Source organism: Polynucleobacter victoriensis (genome assembly GCF_900187875.1).
Taxonomy (GTDB): domain Bacteria; phylum Pseudomonadota; class Gammaproteobacteria; order Burkholderiales; family Burkholderiaceae; genus Polynucleobacter; species Polynucleobacter victoriensis.
The window spans coordinates 789993-813735 of record NZ_FYEX01000001.1; the positions used below are offsets into that span (position 1 = coordinate 789993).

The following is a 23743-nucleotide window of genomic DNA, read 5'->3' on the forward strand; positions in this document are numbered from 1 at the left end:
CTTAACAGGTCACTTAAACGGAAGCCGCTTGCTTGCTACCTTGAGACTTCTCCCAAAGCTCACCTAACGCGCGCTTGTATTCAGTTGGGAATACTTTGACAAAACGTGCACGTGACTTATCCCAGTCAGCCAAAATTGCTTTTGCACGTTCTGAACCTGTGTGTTTGAAGTGACGCTCAATTAAGTTCTTCAAGATTGCTTCATCTGTTAGACGCTCGCCACCTTCTTTAACGTTCACTGGCGCATGCCATTCAGACTTAGGTACTTTTGCTTCTTGTTCAGCAGAAGTTAGAACCACCTCTAAAGTTGCCATACTTGTATTGCAACGTTTAGCAAATAAGCCATCTTCGTCATAAACATAAGCAATACCACCGCTCATACCAGCTGCGAAGTTGCGTCCTGTTAAACCAAGCGCAACCACTGTGCCACCAGTCATGTACTCGCAACCGTGGTCGCCTGTACCTTCAACAACAGCGATAGCGCCAGAGTTACGAACAGCAAAACGTTCACCCGCAACACCATTAAAGAATGCCTCACCAGCGATTGCGCCGTACAAAACAGTATTACCAACAATGATGTTTTGCGATGTATCGCCACGGAACTCATGCGGTGCACGAACAATCACACGACCACCTGACAAACCTTTACCAACGTAGTCGTTGCCGTCACCAACCAAATCCATGGTCACACCATGCGCCAAGAAGGCAGCAAAACTTTGACCAGCTGTGCCATTCAATTGAATATGAATAGTGTCATCAGGCAAACCTTCGTGACCATATCGTTTAGCCACTTCACCAGACAACATTGCACCAGCCGTACGATTAACGTTCTTGATTGGTTGAATGAATGAAACGCGCTCACCTTTTTCAAGTGCTGCTTTTGATTTTTCAATCAAGGTATGGTCTAGCGCAGTTGTTAAACCATGATCTTGAGTTTCAACTTGGAAACGTGGCACACCAGCTTCGACTGCTGGCGCTTGGAAAATCTTCGTGAAATCTAATCCACGTGCTTTCCAGTGCTCAATGCTCTTCTTCGTGTCCAAGAACTCTGTGCGGCCAATTAATTCGTCAAATGTACGAATACCTAATTGAGCCATGATCTCGCGCGCCTCTTCAGCAATAAAGAAGAAGAAGTTCACAACATGCTCTGGTTTACCTGAGAATTTCTTACGCAATTCTGGGTCTTGAGTAGCAACACCTACTGGGCATGTATTGAGGTGACACTTACGCATCATGATGCAACCCTCAACCACCAATGGTGCAGTAGCAAAACCAAATTCGTCAGCACCCAACAAAGCACCAATCACAACGTCACGACCGGTTTTCATTTGACCGTCTGCTTGAACACGAATACGGCTACGCAAGCCGTTCAATACCAAGGTCTGCTGTGTTTCTGCAAGACCTAGTTCCCATGGGCTACCAGCGTGCTTGATTGAAGATAGAGGTGATGCACCTGTACCGCCATCATGGCCAGCAATCACCACGTGATCGGCTTTAGCTTTAGCAACACCAGCTGCAACAGTACCAACGCCAACTTCAGACACCAACTTCACTGAAATATCAGCTTTACTGTTCACATTCTTCAAATCGTGAATCAACTGAGCCAAATCTTCAATTGAATAAATATCGTGATGCGGAGGAGGAGAAATCAAACCTACGCCCGGTACTGAATAGCGCAATTTACCGATGTAATCCGATACCTTGCTACCTGGCAACTGACCACCTTCACCTGGCTTAGCACCTTGAGCCATCTTGATCTGGATTTGATCAGCAGATGTTAGGTACTCAGCAGTTACGCCAAAACGACCTGATGCAACTTGCTTGATCTTAGAACGTAAAGAATCGCCCTCACTCAATGGGATGTTTGCTTCAATAACATCATCACCAAGAATACTTGCAAGAGTCTCGCCTTTTTTAACAGGGATTCCTTTAAGCTCATTGCGATAACGCTTGTTATCTTCACCACCCTCACCAGTATTTGATTTACCACCAATACGGTTCATGGCAATCGCTAGAGTTGCGTGCGCTTCAGTTGAGATAGAACCCAATGACATCGCACCTGTAGCAAAACGCTTAACAATTTCTTTTGCTGGCTCAACTTCATCCAATGGAATTGCTTTGCTTGGATCAATCTTGAACTCAAACAAACCACGCAAAGTCATGTGACGCTTGCTTTGATCATTGATGATGTTTGCATACTCTTTATATGTCTGGTAACCACCCTTTTCTGGGCCCTGACGTGTTGAGTGCTGCAACTTAGCAATTGAGTCTGGAGTCCACATGTGGTTTTCACCGCGAATACGGAAGGCATACTCACCACCAGCATCCAACATGTTAGTTAAGGTTGGATCATTGCCGAACGCCAAACTGTGCATCTTCAATGCTTCTTCAGCAACTTCAAAAATACCAATGCCGCCTACGTTAGAAGCTGTGCCTTTGAAGTACTTATTAATAAGCTCTGATGACAAGCCGATGGCTTCAAAAATCTGCGCGCCCGTGTAAGACATGTATGTAGAAATACCCATCTTAGACATAACTTTTTGCAAACCTTTACCCACAGCCTTCGTAAAGTTTTTCACCACTTTCTCAGCTGATAGATCACCCTTTAGACCCTTGGCCATATCTACCAATGTTTCCATTGCCAAGTAAGGATGAACTGCTTCTGCACCATAACCAGCTAACAATGCAAAGTGATGTGTTTCGCGTGCGCTACCAGTTTCAACAACTAAACCGGTGCTAGTACGCAAACCTTTTTCAACCAAATGTTGATGAATGGCTGATGTTGCTAACAATGCTGGAATAGCCACATGATCAGCTGCCACTTGACGATCGCTGATGATCAAAATGTTGTAACCAGAGTTCACAGCATCAACTGCTTCAGCACACAAAGATGCTAAGCGAGCTTCAACACCATCTTTGCCCCATGCTGATGGGTAACAAATATCCAACTCGTATGAGCGGAACTTACCACCTGTGTAATGCTCAATGTGACGAATCTTAGCAATGTCATCAAAATCCAAAATTGGTTGTGACACTTCTAAACGCATCGGCGGGTTGATGTTATTTGTGTCCAATAAGTTTGGCTTTGGACCCACGAATGACACCAATGACATGACCATGTTTTCACGAATAGGGTCAATTGGCGGATTTGTTACTTGCGCAAATAATTGCTTGAAGTAGTTGTAAAGAGTTTTATTTTTGTTAGATAAAACAGCCAATGGACTGTCATTACCCATAGAACCAATAGCCTCTTCACCTGATGAAGCCATCGGCGCCATCAAGAACTTCAAATCTTCTTGTGTGTAGCCAAATGCTTGTTGGCGATCCAACAAGCTAGCTGCTGGACGAATATTTTGTGCATCTGACTTGCTATCTTCAGGCGCAACATCAATTTCATCTAGCTTGATACGAACTGCATCAATCCAGCTCTTATATGGCTTGGCTTTAGCCAAAGCATCTTTTAATTCAACGTCATCAATAATGCGACCCTGTTCCATGTCGATCAAGAACATCTTGCCTGGTTGCAAACGCCATTTTTTAACAATCTTGTTTTCTGGGAAAGTCAAAACGCCTGCCTCAGAAGCCATGATGACCAAATCATCATCAGTGACATAGTAACGAGCTGGACGTAAACCATTACGGTCTAGCGTTGCGCCAATTTGACGACCATCAGTAAATGCAATCGCTGCAGGACCATCCCATGGCTCCATCATCGCAGCATGGTACTCGTAGAATGCACGACGATTGTCATCCATTAATGTGTGTTGCTCCCATGCTTCAGGGATCATCATCATCATGGCGTGAGCCATTGGATAACCAGCCATCACTAACAACTCTAAACAGTTATCAAAACTAGCTGTGTCTGATTGACCTGGATAAATCAATGGCCATAATTTTTGTAAATCATCACCTAAAACAGGTGAGCTAATTGCTCCTGTTCTAGCGTTGATCCAGTTAACGTTACCCTTCACCGTATTGATCTCACCGTTGTGAGCGATCATGCGATACGGGTGAGCCAACTCCCATGCTGGGAATGTGTTGGTTGAGAAACGTTGATGTACTAGTGCTAATGCAGAAACAACTCTTGAGTCTTTAAGATCGTCGTAGTACGCACCCACTTGGTTAGCCAATAGCAAACCTTTGTACACCACTGTACGTGCTGACATTGAAGTAACAAAATACTCTTTACCGTGCTGTAACTGTAGTGCTTGAATCGCATGACTACCTGTTTTACGAATCACATACAACTTACGCTCTAGGGCATCGGTTGTCATGATGTCACGTCCGCGACCAATGAAAATCTGACGAATCACTGGCTCAGTCTTGCGTACTGTTGGCGACATTGGCATGTTCGCATCAACTGGCACATCACGCCAACCTAACACCACTTGACCTTCAATACGAACTGTTCTTTCTAATTCTTGCTCACAGGCTAATCGTGATGCACTTTCTTTTGGCATGAAAACCATACCAACACCATACTCACCAGCAGGAGGCAAGGTCACACCTTGTTTGGCCATTTCTTCACGGTAGAACTGGTCTGGAATCTGAATCAAGATACCTGCACCGTCACCCATTAAAGGATCAGCGCCCACGGCGCCACGGTGATCAATGTTCTCAAGAATCTTGAGACCTTGAGTCACGATGTCGTGGCTCTTTTTTCCCTTGATGTGGGCAACAAAGCCCACGCCACAGGCGTCATGTTCGTTTACTGGGTCATATAGACCTTGCGCAGCTGGGCGCATTGAAGGTGAAGTAGTCACGGTATTCCCTTGATAAGTAATCAATGGTCTCTTTTAGGAGACTTATCCCCGTAAAAATTGAGGTTTTGATGAACTATAGGGGATTACCCGTGCATGCGCAATAGAAAATAATTGGTGTCTGTCACTAATTTATTATCTGCAGCGCAATCGATAAATAAAATTAGGGACATAGTCGTTCAGGATAGTCAATTATTTGCACCAATTTGTGACAAATTGCTACTTGTTAGTGACTTTTTTAGGTCTGCCAGCCTGCCTTGGCACCACTGGTCGATTGATTTTCGGCGTCAATTGCTTAAGTAGTTGATCAGAAGCTAATGGCCAGCCGAAATTTAAGTGACTACTTACTTTTTCTACTTCTGTTTTATTAATTATCTCTAATACTGCCTTTTGCCAAGTTAGCTGGCGCTCAAAAGGTGTATTAGCCAAGGCCCAGTAACTAGGGTGATCTGAAATCCATGGGATTGTTTCAGCGCCAACATGATGGCGGTAACTAGACCAATGCCAATCTTCTGGTTTTTGAACCAATCCTGCCCTTAAAGGGTTTTGCTCAATAAATTTTTGGCACAAAAGAAAATAAGCATCAGGGTCGACCAAACAAGATCGATAACGCCCCTCCCAAACCGTACCAGTTGTGCCATGTGCGTGATTAAACATTTGGGCATAACGGCGCCCGACCGATTGCATGACACGCGATGCACTCACCTCATTTTTTGGTGTGGCGAGAATATGAACGTGATTAGGCATCAAAACATAAGCATGAATAGCTAAGTCATACTCTCTTGCAGCATCTCTTAGCCACTCTAGATAAGAACGCTTTTCTTCATCGTTTGTGAAAATAGGTTGTGAGTTATGCCCTTTCACCATGATGTGAAGCGGATATCCTGCCAAGACGACTCGAGGAAGTCTAGCCATGTTGCGTAGTCAGTAGTTTTTGGAACTCTTTGCTAGCAAAACGATCTGTCATGCCAGCAATGTAATGAGATATGCGTCGATACAAATCATCCTCCACGCGGAAAACTTGTGGCAGGTGATTTGGAAATTGTTCGTAATGAGCAAACAATGCCTTAATCATGCCGCTGGCTTCTTGCGTCATTGCCTGTACTTGAGGATGTCTGTATAGGTTTTTAAATAAAAACCTCTTCATCTCCGTTGCTTGCTCACGGACTTCTGCAGAAAACCCAACCAAAGGTTTAGCGACCCTGACATCATGAATCGACCCTGGATTAACCTGTGATATACGATGCTGAGTTTCTTTGACTAGATCATCTACAAGTATGTGAATGATGTGTCTCACCACCTCATAAACCAAACGGCGCCCGGATAAATCTGGGAAATTTTTCAACACTTTTTCTTTTTGTCCACGCCACAATGCAACCTCATCGAGCTGCTCAATACTCAGTAGCCCCGAACGAACACCATCATCTATGTCGTGATTGTTATAAGCAATTTCATCGGCCAAATTTGCTAACTGAGCCTCAAGGCTTGGTTGATGGCCATGTATAAAACGCTCGCCCAACAAACCGAGTTTTTGTGCATTGTTTTTTGAACAATGTTTCAAAATGCCTTCACGAGTTTCAAACGAAAGATTTAAACCACTCCACAGGGCATAACGCTCTTCTAAAAAATCAACCACCCACAAACTTTGAAGATTGTGCTCAAAACCACCGTGGTCTTTCATACAGTCATTCAAAGCATCCTGCCCAGCATGCCCAAACGGGGTGTGCCCCAAATCATGAGCTAAAGATATTGCCTCAACCAAATCCTCATTGAGTTGTAAACGCCTAGCAACAGCTCTGGCAATCTGAGCCACTTCTAAACTGTGCGTTAAGCGAGTTCTGAAGTGATCGCCCTCATGATTTAAAAAAACTTGGGTTTTATATTCGAGGCGACGAAATGCCGTTGAATGAATAATTCTGTCACGGTCTCGTTGAAAAGGATTACGCCCTGATTGAGTCGGCTCGGTCGGCTCTTGGTGAAGTCGACCAAGAGTTTCATGAGGCTTAGCTGCGTAACATGCCAAACTCATAAGTAATAAATTTAGCCTGCACCAGCTGCTTGAAGCGTTTGTATCACCAAGGCATCATCAACGGCTTGAATTTTTGCTCGCCCAAATCCGTCGAGCAAAATGTAACGAACCTCACCACCCTCAGCCTTTTTATCAACACTCATGAGTTCCATGTAGCGATTGATACCTAGCTTTGGCGGCACCGTTGGTAGGCGCAATGCAGCTGTGATTTTTTTAAGGCGTGACGCATCAGCTTCTGACAAAAGGCCTACACGCACCGATAAGTCTGCTGCCAAAACCATGCCACATCCAACAGCCTCACCATGCAGCCACTGGCCATAGCCCATGCCAGCCTCAATGGCATGACCAAAGGTATGCCCGAAATTTAGGATAGCGCGCAGCCCACCCTCTTTTTCATCTTGAGCAACAACTTGAGATTTAATCTCACAAGAACGTCTCACAGCATGTTCCATGGCTTTAGGATCACACGCATTCAGCGCATTTTGATTGTTTTCTATCCAAGTTAAAAACTCTGCATCAGCAATAGCGCCATGCTTGATAACCTCAGCCAAACCAGCCGCCAACTCTTTAGGTGGCAATGTTTTTAATGTATCCAAGTCTGCAATCACTGCTTGAGGCTGATAAAAAGCCCCCACCATATTTTTACCCAAGGGGTGATTAATCCCTGTTTTACCACCCACTGATGAGTCAACTTGAGACAACAAAGTTGTGGGTACTTGAATAAAACGAATGCCACGCATGTAACAAGCAGCAGCAAAACCAGTCATATCGCCGATCACACCTCCACCTAATGCAACTAAAGTGGCTTTTCTATCTGCAGAGCATTCCAATAAACCATCAAAAATCTTTTGCAAAACTTCCCAGGTTTTAAATACCTCACCATCTGGCAAAACAATCAGCTTTACTTTTTGGCCCAGAGATTCAAGTGTTTTAACAACTCTATCAGCATATAAAGGAGCAACGGTCTCATTGGTGACCACGGCAGTTAATGAGCCCTTTAAGTGTTTTTTGTATAAATCAGGCTGCGCCAATAAATTTGCGCCAATATGTATTGGGTAACTACGCTCACCAAGATCTAATTGAAGTGTGTTCATGCCGATAACTCAAATTGCATTATTAATGTATTCACCAACTGCGTAACACTGGGCTTACCAGTATCAATCACATGATGAGCAGTTTCTCTATACAAAGGATCACGAATAGCAAAGAGTTTTTCTAAAGTACCCTTTGGATCATTGTTGTTCAACAAAGGACGACCTTTATCGTTTCTAGTTCTTAACCACAGCTCGTGTGGAGTGGCTCTCAAATAAACCACCACCCCTCGCTCGTGTAAATGTTGGCGGTTTTCTGGCAATAAGACTGCACCACCACCAGTAGCCAAAACCAAATTTTTTTCTTGCGTCAAATCATCTATAACCTGAGCTTCTCGTTTTCTGAAGCCTTCTTCACCTTCCATCTCAAAAATGGTTGGGATGCGCACGCCACAGCGAGCCTCAATCTCATGGTCAGAATCTACAAAACGTCTACCCAACTTTTTAGCCAATAAACGTCCTACGGTGGTTTTACCCGCCCCCATGACACCGACTAAAAAGATATTTTCAGGAATACTGTTCACAAGTGTGATTCTACTGAGCCTTTTGACTAGAAACCAAAGTTGGCGTTAAAAAAATTAATAACTCGGTTTTATCTTTGAATTTTGATTCTTGCCTAAATAGCATTCCCAAGATTGGAATTGACCCCAAAAAAGGCACCTTGGCATCATCTTTTCGCTCCATCTCTTGAAAAATTCCACCCAAAATCACGGTGCCACCGCTTTCTACCAAAACTTGAGTCTTGACGTGTTTTGTATCAATAGCAAAGCCCTGCTCAGTTTTTAAACCCACACTATCCTTATTGATGTCGACCTCTAGGACAATCATCTGATTCTTCTGGATCCTGGGCTTAACCTCTAAGCGCAGATTGGCTTTTCTAAATTGAACCTTTGTGGCGCCCTGCCCCGCAGATGATTGATAGGGTAATTCTGTACCTTGCTCAATCAAAGCCTGACTATTTTCAGCTGCTAAAACACGTGGGTTAGAAATAATGTCTCCCAAACCACTCGACTCAAGAGCTGATAGCTCCATGTGCAAAGCTTGAGATGCTTGCTTACCCAATAGACTTATTGCTGCAGTTCCCGCTCCAAAACCATTTAAACCATTTGCAGGCAATTGACTGCCAATTTTGATCTGTCCTGAAGGATCTTGATAACCTAGCTTGGCTCCTAGATTTTGCGCAAAGCGCCTCTCAGCCTCAACAATTCTTGCTTCAATCATGATTTGCCGCAAACCAGTTTCTGACTGAATAGCCTGATCTTCTTGTTGCAGTCGGTCTTTTATCCTTTTTTCAAAATTAGCCAACTCCTCATAAGGAGCAACCCACAAAACACCATTGTCCAATTTATATCCCAAGGTTTTACTAGCAACAACGCTATCTAAAACTGTTTGCCATGGCACTTGGTTCATATGTATGTTTGTTTTACCCTGAATTTTTTCACTCAAGATTAAGTTGATACCTCGCATCTCTGCCAGGATCTGAAATAACTGCCTCAAATCAATGGACGAAAAATTCAGCGTGATTGGCTGTAGTTCGTCTAAGACTGACTTCGAGCCTTTTGACTGAACACCAATTGACCAACAAAATCCAAACAATGCCATCTGCATTAATAACCTCTTACTCTTCAAGATGGCACCTCCATAGAAATTTTTAATAAACGGCCTTGCTTGGACTCAAACCAAATCAACTCTTGATCAAAGTTTTTAACGAGCCAACCATCATCAACTTCTTGCCCCACCTTTAGTAACTTTTGGTGATGGTTTATTTCTATAAGCGCTTTTGTAGAAGACCCAACACGCATCATGCCCCAGTACTTAACTTCTGGGATCGCTAACTCATCATCATTATTTACATCATTGACTGCATCATTTTGAGTGAATTGTTTGATAGCACGCTGTTTCATTTCTGCTTGCAGTGCTTGAATTTGTAATTGCTGACGCTGAATCATTAGACTCAACTCTTGCTGCGCAACTGTTCGAATATGATCAAGCAAGAAAACGATGCAAAGAACCACTAAAAATATTCCAGCTGCAAGGGGCAATTGATATTTTTGCCAGTTATCTAAGATGAATCTGCGCCAATAGTATTGAAAACCCGGTGATTTAGCGTCAAGCTCATCAGCAATATTTTTGGGGGCATATAAATCAGCGGTAATTGATCGTTTAAACATAGGTCTATTGTCTAGACTTGTTTAAAGCTTAAAAATCAGCCAATTGCTGATTTTTTGTCAGAATTTTCTGATTTTTAATACAGATAAATCCTACTCATTTTTAATACCCCTGTTTTCACAGCTATCTCTATAATCACCACATGAGCCAATCTCGTCAGCCCGTACGTCCACCATCACGCATAGGTAGCGGTCGTCATCGTAGAAATGAATCTCGCGACTGGCGAGCTTACTTTATTCGTTGGGGATTTTTTCTAGGCAGCGCAGGACTAATACTGATTGGCTTGGTGATTGCATATGCTTTGATCGTGGCAAGACCTAACTTGCCTGATTTAGACACAATCACTGACTACAAACCTAAAGTTCCTCTCAGAATTTATACGGCAGACAATGCACTCATTGGCGAATTTGGTGAAGAGCGCCGTAACGTGATTGCCATCAATGAAATTCCATCGTATTTAAAAAATGCAGTGGTTGCAATTGAGGATGAGCGCTTTTATGAACATGGTGGCGTTGACTACTGGGGGGTCTTAAGAGCAACCCTTGCCAACTTACGAGGCAGACTAGCTCAAGGCGCTTCGACCATCACCATGCAAGTTGCCAGAAATTTCTTCTTGAGTAACGAAAAATCATTCAGCAGAAAAATTTATGAAGTATTACTAGCGTGGAAGATTGAAGCCAATCTATCTAAAGAACAAATTCTTGAGCTTTACATGAATCAAATTTATTTGGGTCAAAGAGCTTACGGGTTTAGTAGTGCTGCACAAATATATTTCGGCAAAGATGTCAGAGAAATATCAATTGCCGAAGCTGCCATGTTAGCTGGCTTACCTAAAGCTCCATCTGCATACAACCCAGTTGTTAACTATCGTCGCGCCAAAATCCGTCAAGAATACATTTTGCAAAGAATGCGTGATTTAAAGATGATTACGCCTAATCAATACGAATTAGCTCTTGCAGAGACATTACATGTTCGTGGCGTTGGCAAAGAGTTTGCCACTAAGGCTGACTATGCAGCAGAGATGGTGCGCCAACTACTCATTAGCGAATACGGCGACAGCATTTATACCCAAGGGATGACTGTCATCACAACGATTCGTCGTGCCGAACAAGATGCCGCTTACTCAGCAGTACGTAAAGGTGTGATGGATTATGAGTTACGTCATAAATATCGTGGTCCTGAGGGTTACATCAAACTTCCTGATGACAATACCGAAAGACAACGCGCAATTGACGATGTACTAAGTGATCACCCAAGTAGCGATGATTTATTAGCTGGCGTGGTGATACAGGCCACACCTAAAGAAATTCAGGCAGTGATTGCCACCGGGGACACCGTCACAATCAAAGGTGAAGATTTGAAACTTGGCTCAGTTGCACTATCGGATAAGGCTCAACCGAAGCAACAAATTAGGCCAGGGGCAATTATTCGTGTACTACCTTCTGATGGACGCTGGATTCTTGCGCAAATGCCACAAGTTGAGGCAGCTTTTGTAGCCTTGGATGCTCACGATGGTGGCATCAGAGCCTTAGTTGGTGGCTTTGATCATAACCGCAACAAATTCAATCATGTGTCACAGGCACAACGCCAACCAGGCTCATCATTCAAACCATTTGTGTATGCAGCAGCTCTTGAAAAAGGCATCATGCCCAATACTCTTGTTAATGATGCGCCGCTGTCAATTAGCAGCTTAGAAACAGGCAGTCAGATGTGGGAACCAAAGAACTACGATGGTAAGTTCGAAGGTCAAATGCGCCTACGCACTGCTCTAGCAAAATCTAAAAACTTAGTGTCTGTTCGGGTAATTAGAAAAATAGGTCCCCGTTACGCTCAAGACTACATTCAACGTTTTGGCTTTGAAGCAGATAAACACCCTGCTTATCTCACCATGGCATTAGGTGCTGGATCTGTTACTCCGTTACAACTTGCCACGGGCTATGGTGTCTTTGCTAATGGTGGTTATCGAGTAGAACCTTACCTAATTAGTAAAGTCATTGATGCAAAAGGTAATGTTTTATTCGAAGCAACACCGTCGATTGCAGGTGATAGCAAATTGAAAGTGTTGGACTCAAGAACTGCCTTTGTGATGGATAGTCTTTTACAAGAAGTTACCAAGACAGGTACTGCGGCAAGCTCTAGGCCTGCTTTAGGCAGAAGCGATATTGCAGGTAAGACAGGCACCACCAATGAATCGATGGATGCGTGGTTTGCTGGTTATAACCCCAATGTTGTTGCGGTGGCATGGATTGGTTTTGACAAACCTAAGAGCTTAGGTGATCGAGAAACAGGTGGTGGACTAGCTCTACCAATGTGGATTCGTTACATGAAAACTGCACTTAACGGCACACCTGAGTCAGGTAGAGCAGTTCCCTCTGGCGTTGTTCAACAAGATGGTGATTGGACCATTCCGGAGTTCACGCCATTCTTTGGCAAAACAACAGTACTTGATTAATTAGGGGCAATACACCACTTGCAGTGGTGTTTTTGCTTGTTGGCTCGCCAATCTACTCAACTCTGAAAATAATTCCGCACCACTTTTAGTGTCTAACCATAATGGTGCTGCCAATGTTCCTGCCCAACGATAGTGAAATCCACCTTCTTTGGCGGCCACCCAAATTTCTTGTAGTGGCGCTTGTGTATTAACCACAATAACGCTCTTGTCTTCAAATTGGATATTGACAACATTACCGCCTTGGCGAGCAATATCTAAGTCAAGATCCGATTCCTGAAAAGCCTCTTCAAGCGACATTTCAATCGCCTTCAATGTTTTTTCGGCAATAGCGTGAAAACTACTGTCAGATAAAGTTTCTACAACTTGAGTGGTTTTGTTCATATTTTTGATATCCGCCATGCTATAGTCAGCGATCACTTTTAAACTAATGAATATGCGTTTTATTGTATCTAGGACTTGCCTTCTTTGCGCAACAATATCCCTTCTAGGTTGCGGGATTCGTGGACCTCTTGTTCTTCCAAAGGTTCCACCACCGCCTGTTGCCCCTGAAAAGGCTGAGCCCACAGAAAAACAATGGCCTCCAGCCAAGGATTCAAAATGAGCTTAATTCCCTCACTCAACGGTTTTTGCATCAAAGATCAAGAATGGCATGCTGAAAACGTGCCATTGAGTGCTATCGCGCAAAAATTTGGTACTCCAACATACGTTTACAGCAAACAAGCACTCAGCGATGCATTTAATTCTTACGAGGCAGCTTGTGTTCGCCCCAATGGCGAGCGACGCGCTCGCGTTCACTATGCCATGAAAGCAAATAGCAATTTGGCCATCTTGAACTTGTTTGCAAAGTTGGGGGCTGGCTTTGACATTGTGAGCGCAGGTGAATTAGCTCGTGTATTGGCTGCCGGGGGATCTGCTAACAAAGTCGTATTTTCTGGTGTTGGCAAAAGCACCGAAGAGATGACTGCGGCACTAAAAGCTGGGGTCAAATGTTTTAATTTGGAATCTATTCCAGAGTTAACTCGTTTAAATTCTGTGGCAGGCAGCCTAGGCGTTAAAGCTCCTATTTCTCTGCGCGTTAATCCAGATGTTGATCCAAAGACACACCCTTACATCTCTACTGGTTTAAAAGGTAATAAATTTGGTATTGCTTATGACGATGTAATCAAAACATATCAAGAAGCAGCCAAAATGCCTCACTGCCAAATTGTTGGCATCGATTGCCATATCGGTTCACAAATTACAGAGATCAGCCCATACATGGATGCGCTCGATCGCGTTCTAGATCTGATTAAGCAATTAGACGCATGTGGTATCAAGATTCATCATTTAGATATTGGCGGCGGTCTAGGCATTAGCTATACCAATGAAACTCCACCGGCCATTACAGAGTTCGCAAATACATTACTCAACCATATTGAGTCAAAAGGTTTTGGTCACTTAGAGGTTCTTTTTGAGCCTGGCAGATCCTTGGTTGGCAATGCTGGTCTATTGTTAACCACCATTGAATATTTAAAACCAGGCGAAACAAAAAACTTTTGCATCGTTGATGCCGCTATGAATGATTTAATGCGTCCTGCCATGTATGAGGCATTCCACGCAATCGTTCCAGTTAAATCAAATAGCAATGCGCCTGCCGTTACATATGACATTGTTGGCCCTATTTGCGAATCTGGTGACTGGTTAGGTAGAGATCGTTCTTTAGCAGTAGAGCCTGGAGATCAGTTAGCCATTCTTTCTGCTGGTGCTTATGGATTTACGATGAGCTCTAATTACAACACCAGAGGTAGAGCTGCCGAAGTGATGGTAGATGGATCTCAGGTGCACTTGATTCGTGCGCGAGAAACTATTGAGAGCTTGTTCGCCAACGAAAAAGTTTTGCCAGATTAATTATTAAAAAACTCAGGCAAAACCTTTTCACACCAATTGTTCTGTATTACAAAGTGCCGTAGCTATGCAGGCCTGACAAGAACATATTGACACCAATAAAAGCAAAAGTGGTTACCAATAGACCAACCACAGCCCACCATGCGGCAACAACTCCGCGCAAGCCTTTCATTAAGCGCATGTGCAACCAGGCAGCGTAATTTAACCAAACAATTAATGCCCAAGTTTCTTTAGGGTCCCAGCTCCAATAACCGCCCCAAGCTTCTGCTGCCCACAAAGCACCCAAGATAGTTGCTATCGTAAAGAATGCAAAACCAACTGCGATGGCTTTGTACATCACATCATCTAATAGCTCAAGACTAGGCAAGCGATCAGCCAAAATGTTTTTACTCTTGAGTAAATAAGCCACACCAATCATTGCAGCAAGCGCAAATGTGCCATAACCAATAAAGTTAGCTGGTACGTGTATCTTCATCCACCAACTTTGCAAAGCAGGTACTAGAGGTTGAATTTGGTGCGCATCGCGAGCAACGCTGTACCAAAGAATAAAACCTACAGCGGCTGCAATAATCCACAAAACAAATGAGCCCAATACCAACGATTGATAACGAGCCTCATAGTAAAGGTGAAACAATGCTGTAATTAAGCAAAATAAAATAAAGACTTCATACAAATTAGAAATCGGAATATGGCCGATATCTACGCCCATCAAATAAGATTCATACCAACGCACCAACATACCTGTTAAGCCGATATATACAGCTGCCCAACAAAGCTTAGATGCCGCAGGCCCCATCGACTGAGAACGAAATGCCAACATTAATGTGTAAAACAATGTGCTCAAAGTAAAGAACACGCTCATCCACAAAATGGCAGACTGGCTAGATAACATGTACTTCAAAAAGAAAGCCTGCTCAGCTCTGGCTAAGGACCCACCTTCAGGTGTTTGATAAAAATAGATCGCTACAAAACTTAATATGGTGGATACAACCATTAAGTTTCTAATTGGCGCCCATGCCCAACCCAGAATAGCCAATACTGGCACAGAGGCAAATAAGATAGCCTGCTCATAGGCATCCATATGCTCAGAAAAACGCATTTCCGCAAAAATAGCACCAGCAACCAATGCAAATGCAAAGATGTAATCAACAACCTTTAAAGCCTTAAAAATTCCAAAGAAATTTTGCTTAAGAGATTGCGCCCAACCACCCTGAATATGACTAACGTATTTAGTTTCCATTATTTAAAGTCTTTCTGATACTTTTGGAATTCTTTCTCAAAATCGAGAGTTTTGCGCGAAGTTGACATGGCAAAAAGGTTATTCCCATTTGCCAAACTTCTTACCCAAATTCTGCGCTCCGGGAGATAGAACATGGCAAAGATGCCAAGCACAAGAAATAAACAACCCAGATAAACCATATTCTTTCCAGGTGACTTTGTTACCTGAAAGACACTGGCTTTGACTTCCGTGAAATCATCTAGCTGAAAACTGAGCGGCGCAGGATAAAAATTAACATCTGACAAAGCTGAAGTGGCCGCTTGGATATAACGCTGACTTTCTTCATTATTTTTTGCAGGCGGTAAACCAAGCTGAGATCTAGCTTCTTGCCACAACTCCCAAATAACCCCATTGAGGACCTTTAATACAACCTCTGCAGCTTTTTGTTGCTCAGCCTCAGGCACTGCCTTATCTATAAACCCACCAAGCGCTGCAAAGCCACCTGGAGTTATTCCAGCTTCTTTGGCTTGATCAGCAGCAAATTTAGTAGCGCCAGCAAATAACTCAATTGATCGGCTGCCACTTTCCTTTAACTGTGTAATCATTTGCGGAGAACCGGAGAACCCCGGTTGCTGACCAATCGCATTAGCAAAACGCTGTACAGCTCTTTGTCGTGCACCTGCATCTTGTAAAAGACTTCTTAGTGCTAGCCACTCATTCAAAGACAAATTGCTATCTGCTGGTATACGCAAGTATCTAAATTCTTGAGCAGAACTCTCACGCACACCTAACAAGAACATTGGCATGCCATCAATTGAAAGTGGCTGCATGTAGTTACTGTATTCACGAGCTTGCCCCGCCGCATCACGTAACTTATATTGCACAGACGGCCCTACATTTCTTAATTCTGTTGGTTTGCTAGTTTTTGCACCAGAACCTAGTCGATCATTCAGGGTTTTTGCCAAACCTTGATCATCTGACTTCTTAGCTACACCTCTGGCATCTACCTGACCTGATGCGTTAGAAATATTCTCAACATTGGTCGGCCTAAAACCAGTGAACTCTAATGTGTACGAAGTTCCATCGCTTGATTTAAGTACCGTGCTTTGACCAACTTCTCCATTAATGATGAAACTTGATTTAACAGAGTTAGCTGGCCCGTGCATTGGATATGCGCGTAACTTTAATTTTGAACCACCATCTTCAAAACTAGATTGGTAAATGGCAACACCACGATGAATCAGTGGCTCATTCACTTTAATTTTTGCTTCAGTTTCTTTACCCGTATCTAAGTCTTTAATAACAACTTCACTCATAAAGAGTTTGGGCATTCCGGTGCTGTAATACTCAACATGAAATTTCTTTAAAGCAACTGAAAAAGGAAGCTCTTGAATAATGCTGCCGTTTGTTGCATTCAAAAGAGCTGTTGTACTAACTTGCCCCTCTGGCACAAAAATATTTGCTCTGTAACTTGGATTCGCTGCACTCAACTTATGATTATTAGGAATATCTGCAATCAACATTCCTTGAGTGCTAGGCGGTAAAACACTTTTACCGCCAAACCAAATTTGGCCCTTGGTGAATAAATCACCATCCAATAAGCCGCCCAAACAAATTAAAACAATGGCGCTATGGGCAAATATATAACCCCATTTATTTGCAGCGCCTTTTTTAGCAACCACTTTTGAATGATCTTCAGCAATTAATGTTTTGACTGCGTAACCATCTTTTGCTAATCGCTTAGCGATCTGCTCTGCGCTATTTTGATGAGATGACTGGATTGGAAATTCAAAATGATGATGCAACGCACGCAGACCACCCTCTTGCACATGATCTTTCCATGCTTTGATATCTACCAACATCTTTGGCGCATTACGCAACACACAAAATGAAACTGACACCACCAAAAATGCCAAAATTAATAAGAACCACCATGCTGTATAAACAGCAAAAAGGCTTAAGCCATTGAATATTTCTGCCCACAATGGTCCGAATTGATTAACGTAATTGTTGTAGGGCTCACCCTGCTTAATAACCGTACCAATCACACTAGCAATTGAAATGATGGTTAGCAACGCTATCGCAAAGCGCATAGATGACAAAAGCTCTACGCTTGCGCGGTTAAATTTTCTCAAAGAGCCATCTGCTGCTATAGAACTAATTGCCATACCTTATCTATAAAAAATAAAGCCCACAAACTTAGTTCGTGGGCTCTTCTTACTGAGAGCTAGTAACTACAGAGAGACTATTAACGTAGACCAGCGATGTAGTCTGCTACAGCCTTGATCTCTGCATCTGACATTCTAGATGCAATTCCAGTCATCTGCGCGCTGTTCTTACGATCGCCTTGACGATACGCAACTAATTGCGCTTCTGTGTACTCTGCCCACTGACCTGAAAGACGTGGATATTGCGCTGGGATACCCACACCGTTAGGAGCGTGACAACCTGCGCAAGCAGCTACTTGCTTAGATGCAATACCGCCACGATAAATCTTTTGACCCAATTCAATACTTGCCTTGTTTTTAGCAGTACCTAAACCTGGTGTTTGTTTCTCTAGGTAAGCACCAATGTTTTGCATATCTTCATCGCTTAACAAGCCTGCAAACGCTGACATAACTGCATTAGGACGCTCTTTACCACCTTTGTAATCTTTCAACTGCTTCACAATGTAAGCCGCGTGCTGACCAGCCAATTTAGGATACGCGCCACCGCCACTCACGCCGTTAGCACCGTGGCATCCCATACAAGCAGCAATACCGCGCTTTGAGTCGCCTGAGTTGTACAAAGCTTCACCCTTAGCAGCATCTACTACCGGTTTAGCTGGTGCAGCAGCTGGTTCGTTAGCATAAGTAACACCAGCCATAGCCAAACCCAATGTCATGGCTAAAGTTTTAAATGTGGCAGAAATTGTTTGACGCATGGTCTTATAACCCTATGTTTATGATGCGAATGATTGCTTAATCTTTATTTTCAATTAAACAACTAATTATCAGCGAGAGATTTTACAATAGGTCTAACCTTTTAAACACCTATGTCTACCTTACATCAAGCACAATTTCTCGTAACAATTAACCATTTGGTGGATTTGCCGACCTGGGAAATCCCTGAAGTGGCTTTTGCTGGTCGCTCGAATGCGGGCAAATCAACTGCAATTAATGTGCTTTGCCAACAAAATCGTCTAGCTTTTGCCAGTAAAACCCCAGGAAGAACGCAACATATCAACTTTTTCGGTATTTTAACGAAAGATAAGACCAATTTAGCGAATTTAGTTGATTTACCGGGTTACGGTTTTGCTCAAGTAGACTTCAAAACTAAGTCTCACTGGAATAATCTCTTGTCCACCTACCTTCAAACCCGACCGAATTTGAAGGGCATGATTTTGATCATGGACTCCCGCAGGGGAATGACTGATTTGGACCAACAAATGATTGAATGGTTCAGTCCAACTGGCAGACCTATCCATGTATTACTAACTAAGTGCGACAAACTGAATCAATCTGAAAGTAGACTTGCGCTTAAAAAGCTTCAAAATAAGCTCAAAGAGCTTAATCCACACGGGCCGTATACAGCCCAACTGTTCTCAAGCACCAAAAGAATAGGTTTAGTTGAGGCAGATGCCATGATTTCTGGATGGCTAGGGATTGAGCCGTCATCAGCTCATACCAGTAACGAAAATCGTATTTCTAAAAATCTAAAACCCCAACTTTCTTCATAAGGTTTTATATGCAACTCTTTCACCGTCCTCGTAGACTTCGCAGAACAGATTGGTCACGCCGCCTAGTTCAAGAAAATCAACTTTCTTCTAATGACTTTATTTACCCTGTATTTTTACTTGAGGGCAAAAATCGTCAAGAAGAGGTTAAATCAATGCCAGGGGTGAACAGAGTTTCATTGGATCTACTCTTGCCGATAGCTGAAGACTGCGTCAAATTAGGCATCCCTGTGATGGCTCTATTTCCAGTCATTAGCTCTGAACTTAAAACAGCTGATGGCAAAGAAGCCTATAACTCGAACGGCCTAATTCCTTTAGCAGTTAAAGAGCTTAAAAAGCATTTTCCTAACCTTGGCATCATGACTGACATTGCCTTAGATCCTTATACAAGCCATGGTCAAGATGGCATTATTGATGAGAATGGGTATGTGATTAACGACATCACAGTTGAGGCTCTAGTTAAGCAAGCACTCACTCATGCACATGCTGGTGTTGATATGGTGGCGCCTTCAGACATGATGGATGGCAGAATCGGCGCCATTCGTGATGCATTAGAAGCACATGGTTTTATACACACTCAAATCATGGCCTACTCTGCAAAATACGCTTCAGCTTTTTATGGCCCATTCAGGGATGCAGTTGGATCAGCCGGCAACCTAGGTAAAGGCAACAAGAAAACTTATCAGATGGATCCGGCCAATTCTGATGAAGCCATTCGTGAAGTAAGCCTTGATATTGAAGAAGGTGCTGACATGGTTATGGTTAAACCAGGCATGCCCTATCTAGATATTGTTCGCAGAGTTAAAGATGAGCTTGGCTACCCAACATTTGCCTATCAAGTTAGCGGCGAATACGCCATGATTAAAGCAGCAGCAATTAATGGCTGGGTAGATGGCGATGCCGTGATGATGGAATCACTATTAGCATTTAAACGCGCCGGGGCTGATGGTATCTTGACCTACTTTGCTAGAGATGCAGCGCGTCTTTTGCAGCAGAAATAACCAGTAGCTATTTCAATCGCTCCAAGAATCGATCGGCTTTCATAAAGCCAATCACTCTCTTGGAGCTTTTTTCTTGCCCTTGCTTGTCAAAAAACAGAATGGCAGGCGGTCCAAACAAACCATACTGTTTCAAAATAACCTGATGGTCAGCAGTATTTTTCGTCATATCAATTTGTACCAATCGATATGTCTTTAATACATTTGTGACTTCTTGATCTGAAAAAGTTAGTAGCTCCATCTCTTTGCATGTAACACACCAATCAGCATAGAAATCTAACAATACAGGTTGGCCATTAGCTGCCGAACTCTTTAATACAGCAGTTAATTGTGCAGATGTTGAAACTCGATCGAATATCAAACCAGATTTGATCTGATGAGTGTTTATTGAGTCAGCACTCTTATTAGACATAAAAATTGGAGACACAACCCATACAGCCAGGATCAATAACAAAACACCAAATATTCTTTGTACCAAAATCATCCATGGGCCAGCCTTAGGAACCAAACCTCTTGCACCAATCGCAAATAGCATTAGCGGCAAACCCATACCCAAGGCCATAACAAACAACAAAAGACCGCCGAGAGGGATTGATCCAGTTTGCGCAATGAATGCTAAAACTCCAGCTAGTGGCGCCGTAACACAAGGGCTCGCAATTAATGTTGAAATCGCGCCTAAGAAAAAAGCACCCAGCACACTGCCGCCTTCTTGCTTACCTGCAATACGATCAATTTTATTGTGCCAAGCTTGGGGCAATCGCAATTCATAAAAACCAAACAAACTAGCTGATAAGGCCACTAACATGAGGGCGAAGATTCCTAAAACCCAAGGATTCAATAACCACGCCTGAATATTTGCTCCAAGGGCTGCCGCGGCCATTCCGGCCAAGCTATACATGATGGCCATTCCTAACACATAAGAAATAGCCAGAATCGATGACCTTATTTTTGAAACACTTTGATGCTGGTTATTTTTTGAGCCAAAAACAACACTCGACATAATCGGTAACATCGGCAAAACGCAAGGCGTCAATGCCATCGCCAAACCTAATATAAAAAATGCGCCCAATAAAATTACAGGCGATATGCTTTGCAGCATTGTTGCTAATAAGCCTGCATCATCTCTTGCCGACCACAAATCAATCAAGCCAAAACTTTGAATTGGCTTATTTGGCTCGACAACATCTTCTTGCAAAACACCATCCACAATTGCATGCAAACTTGCCAGTGTGACCGTGAGTGTCATTGGCGGATAACAGATACCCTTTTCAGCGCAACCCTGTAACTCCATTTGTAAAACAAATCCTGAAGCATTCTTATTACCTACTATGGGTAAAGTAATACCAAATTCTTTTGGATATGTTTCTAAATTTTTGCCAAAGTTTTCATCAAACTTTATTTTTCCCTGCGGAAGCCCAGGAACTCCCAACGTAACACCAGTCTCTGACTTAGTTATCTGAAACTTCAAAGATTCTTTGTAAATGTAGTAGCCTTTAGCTGGCTTTACCGTGAGCAGTGCTTGATCAGCAGTAGCATATTCAGCAACAACTTTGAAAGCTTCCTCTGGAGGCAAAAAGTTTTGCCCACACGCACCCAGTGAAGCAAAAATTAAACTTAATGAAACTAATATTTTTTTAATCATTTATTTTGTGGCCAATTGCGCATTGAGCCATGTTGCATACATAGGATCAACATCATCTAATTTCAGAGAAATAATTTCTGGCACATCGTAAGAGTGTTGCTCTTTAATAAATTGAAACAAAGCGCATTTTTTAGATTCATTTGTTTTGAAATGAATCGGGTATTCAGTAGCGGACTCTAGCTTTCCTTGCCACTTATAAACTGAGTGACATGTTGCCTGAACCTGGGCGCAGGCTGCCAAACCATTCTCAACAGTTTTTTGCGCCAAATTTTTTGCCTCTTCTGCGCTGGCGACTGTAGTTATGAGCAAATAGATCGAATCCATAACTTATTATCATCCAAACAAAAAAGCCTGGCAAAAACCAGGCTTTTTTGGATCAGAGTAAAAATTACTCTGCTGCAGCTTCTTCAGCAACTTCTGGGCGATCCAAAAGTTCAACTAACGCCATCGGTGCATTATCACCAACGCGGAAGCCAAACTTAAGAATGCGCAAATAACCACCTGGACGTGTTGCGTAACGTGGGCCAAGCTCTGTGAAAAGCTTAGTAACCATTTCGCGGTCACGTAGACGATCAAATGCCAAACGACGGTTTGCCAAGTTGTCTTTTTTACCTAAAGTAATAAGTGGCTCTACAACACGACGCAACTCTTTAGCTTTAGGCAAAGTTGTTTTAATAACCTCATGTTGCAACAATGAATTAGACATGTTGCGCAACATCGCTAAACGATGTGAGGATGTACGATTTAATTTACGAAGTCCGTTTCCGTGACGCATGGTGGCTCTTCCTTTCTATTATTTCTCAAGACCAGCAGGAGGCCAGTTGTCTAGCTTCATGCCCAAGGTCAGACCGCGAGCGGCCAAAACATCTTTAATTTCATTCAATGATTTACGGCCAAGATTTGGAGTCTTTAACAACTCGTTCTCTGTACGTTGAATGAGGTCACCGATGTAGTAAATGTTTTCAGCTTTTAAGCAGTTAGCAGAACGAACTGTCAACTCTAGATCGTCAACTGGGCGCATCAACATTGGATCTACAGCTGGTGAACGATTTGGAGCTGAATCACCTGTAGCTTGTGTACCCTCTAATTGTGCGAACACAACTAGTTGATCAACCAAAATGCTTGCTGATTGACGAATTGCTTCTTCAGGCGTCAAAACACCGTTAGTTTCAATTGTCATAACCAAACGGTCTAAGTCTGTACGTTGTTCAACACGAGCTGATTCAACTGCATAGCTTACGCGACGCACTGGACTGAATGATGCATCTAGAACAATGCTACCAATAGTCTTTGAAGACTCATCTTGATACTTACGTACGTTACCAGGAACGTAACCACGACCTTTTTCAACCTTGATTTGCATGTCCAACTTACCATTTGCAGATAAGTGTGCGATTACGTGATCAGGATTGATAATTTCAACATCGTGTGGCAATTCAATATCTTTTGCTGTAACAACACCAGCGCCTTCTTTGCGCAAGTTAATTGTTACTTCATCACGTTGTTCTAATTTGAAAACGATACCTTTGAGGTTCAAAAGTAGGTTAACGACATCTTCTTGAACGCCGTCAATTGTTGAATACTCGTGAACTACGCCAGCAATGCTGACTTCAGTTGGAGCACAACCTACCATGGACGACAAAAGCACACGGCGCAAGGCATTACCCAAGGTATGGCCATAGCCGCGTTCAAACGGCTCCATAACAACTTTCGCTTGGTTTTCTGCAAGCGCTTCAACAGAAATAATTTTCGGCTTCAGCAGTGTGTTTTGCATATATTTATTCC

At 42.9% G+C, this 23743-nt stretch carries 20 protein-coding genes; 5 read left to right on the forward strand and 15 right to left on the reverse strand.

Annotation, left to right across the window (positions count from 1 at the left end; genetic code table 11):
- Positions 1-13: 13 nt before the first annotated feature.
- The 7 genes from CFR83_RS04095 to CFR83_RS04125 all read right to left on the reverse strand — a co-directional run bounded on the left by CFR83_RS04095 (position 14) and on the right by CFR83_RS04125 (position 10050).
- A complete protein-coding gene (locus CFR83_RS04095) occupies positions 14-4744 on the reverse strand; it encodes a glutamate synthase-related protein (RefSeq protein ID WP_088812694.1) in 4731 nt (1576 codons plus the stop codon).
- Between the two features lie 234 nt (positions 4745-4978).
- Positions 4979-5674 (reverse strand): REP-associated tyrosine transposase, encoded by a 696-nt coding sequence (locus tag CFR83_RS04100; protein WP_088812695.1) that lies wholly within the window; start codon positions 5672-5674, stop codon positions 4979-4981.
- Complete coding sequence (locus CFR83_RS04105; protein WP_088812696.1) at positions 5667-6788, reverse strand: deoxyguanosinetriphosphate triphosphohydrolase; 1122 nt, start codon at positions 6786-6788, stop codon at positions 5667-5669. Before CFR83_RS04105 ends, CFR83_RS04100 begins: the two co-directional genes overlap by 8 nt.
- A gap of 11 nt (positions 6789-6799) precedes the next feature.
- A complete protein-coding gene (gene aroB, locus CFR83_RS04110; RefSeq protein ID WP_088812697.1) occupies positions 6800-7882 on the reverse strand; it encodes a 3-dehydroquinate synthase in 1083 nt (360 codons plus the stop codon).
- Complete coding sequence (locus tag CFR83_RS04115; protein ID WP_279304974.1) at positions 7879-8403, reverse strand: shikimate kinase; 525 nt, start codon at positions 8401-8403, stop codon at positions 7879-7881. Before CFR83_RS04115 ends, aroB begins: the two co-directional genes overlap by 4 nt.
- A gap of 10 nt (positions 8404-8413) precedes the next feature.
- Complete coding sequence (locus CFR83_RS04120; RefSeq protein ID WP_088812698.1) at positions 8414-9487, reverse strand: type IV pilus secretin PilQ; 1074 nt, start codon at positions 9485-9487, stop codon at positions 8414-8416.
- Positions 9488-9504: 17 nt separating this feature from the next.
- Positions 9505-10050 (reverse strand): hypothetical protein, encoded by a 546-nt coding sequence (locus CFR83_RS04125; RefSeq protein ID WP_088812699.1) that lies wholly within the window; start codon positions 10048-10050, stop codon positions 9505-9507.
- A 140-nt stretch (positions 10051-10190) separates the two neighbouring features.
- On the opposite strand from CFR83_RS04125, the gene CFR83_RS04130 reads away from it, so the two are divergent.
- Positions 10191-12500, forward strand: coding sequence for a penicillin-binding protein 1A (locus CFR83_RS04130; RefSeq protein WP_088812700.1), 2310 nt, complete (start codon positions 10191-10193; stop codon positions 12498-12500).
- Here CFR83_RS04130 and cyaY read toward each other — a convergent pair whose 3' ends face one another.
- Positions 12501-12881 (reverse strand): iron donor protein CyaY, encoded by a 381-nt coding sequence (cyaY, locus tag CFR83_RS04135; protein WP_088813197.1) that lies wholly within the window; start codon positions 12879-12881, stop codon positions 12501-12503.
- 52 nt (positions 12882-12933) lie between these two features.
- On the opposite strand from cyaY, the gene lptM reads away from it, so the two are divergent.
- Together lptM and lysA are read left to right on the forward strand one after the other, a co-directional pair.
- On the forward strand, positions 12934-13101 hold the full coding sequence (lptM, locus tag CFR83_RS08500) for an LPS translocon maturation chaperone LptM (RefSeq protein ID WP_423808373.1): 168 nt from the start codon (positions 12934-12936) through the stop codon (positions 13099-13101).
- Entirely contained in the window at positions 13098-14387 is a 1290-nt protein-coding gene (lysA, locus tag CFR83_RS04140; RefSeq protein ID WP_088812701.1) for a diaminopimelate decarboxylase, read from the forward strand. The genes lptM and lysA overlap by 4 nt, the downstream gene beginning before the upstream one ends.
- A 46-nt stretch (positions 14388-14433) precedes the next feature.
- On the opposite strand, the gene ccsB is transcribed toward lysA, so the two are convergent.
- The 3 genes from ccsB to CFR83_RS04155 all read right to left on the reverse strand — a co-directional run bounded on the left by ccsB (position 14434) and on the right by CFR83_RS04155 (position 18526).
- Complete coding sequence (ccsB, locus tag CFR83_RS04145) at positions 14434-15624, reverse strand: c-type cytochrome biogenesis protein CcsB (RefSeq protein WP_088812702.1); 1191 nt, start codon at positions 15622-15624, stop codon at positions 14434-14436.
- Positions 15624-17771: a cytochrome c biogenesis protein ResB gene (locus CFR83_RS04150; RefSeq protein WP_088812703.1), complete on the reverse strand. Its 2148-nt coding sequence runs from the start codon at positions 17769-17771 to the stop codon at positions 15624-15626. The genes ccsB and CFR83_RS04150 overlap by 1 nt, the downstream gene beginning before the upstream one ends.
- Before the next feature lie 80 nt (positions 17772-17851).
- Positions 17852-18526 carry a c-type cytochrome gene (locus tag CFR83_RS04155; protein ID WP_423808374.1) on the reverse strand — a complete coding sequence of 225 codons (675 nt, stop codon included), beginning with the start codon at positions 18524-18526 and terminating at the stop codon, positions 17852-17854.
- Positions 18527-18637: 111 nt separating this feature from the next.
- Between CFR83_RS04155 and yihA the strand changes: the two genes are divergently transcribed.
- Positions 18638-19321 carry a ribosome biogenesis GTP-binding protein YihA/YsxC gene (gene yihA / locus CFR83_RS04160; protein ID WP_088812704.1) on the forward strand — a complete coding sequence of 228 codons (684 nt, stop codon included), beginning with the start codon at positions 18638-18640 and terminating at the stop codon, positions 19319-19321.
- 8 nt (positions 19322-19329) lie between these two features.
- Positions 19330-20319, forward strand: a complete 990-nt coding sequence (gene hemB / locus CFR83_RS04165) for a porphobilinogen synthase (protein WP_088812705.1) — start codon at positions 19330-19332, stop codon at positions 20317-20319.
- Between the two features lie 7 nt (positions 20320-20326).
- Here hemB and dsbD read toward each other — a convergent pair whose 3' ends face one another.
- The 4 genes from dsbD to CFR83_RS04185 all read right to left on the reverse strand — a co-directional run bounded on the left by dsbD (position 20327) and on the right by CFR83_RS04185 (position 23732).
- On the reverse strand, positions 20327-21958 hold the full coding sequence (gene dsbD, locus CFR83_RS04170) for a protein-disulfide reductase DsbD (protein ID WP_088812706.1): 1632 nt from the start codon (positions 21956-21958) through the stop codon (positions 20327-20329).
- A complete protein-coding gene (cutA, locus tag CFR83_RS04175) occupies positions 21959-22282 on the reverse strand; it encodes a divalent-cation tolerance protein CutA (protein WP_088812707.1) in 324 nt (107 codons plus the stop codon). It abuts the gene before it with no gap.
- A 64-nt stretch (positions 22283-22346) separates the two neighbouring features.
- Positions 22347-22733, reverse strand: a complete 387-nt coding sequence (rplQ, locus tag CFR83_RS04180) for a 50S ribosomal protein L17 (protein ID WP_088812708.1) — start codon at positions 22731-22733, stop codon at positions 22347-22349.
- Positions 22734-22751: 18 nt separating this feature from the next.
- Complete coding sequence (locus tag CFR83_RS04185; protein WP_088812709.1) at positions 22752-23732, reverse strand: DNA-directed RNA polymerase subunit alpha; 981 nt, start codon at positions 23730-23732, stop codon at positions 22752-22754.
- Between the last annotated feature and the right edge of the window lie 11 nt (positions 23733-23743).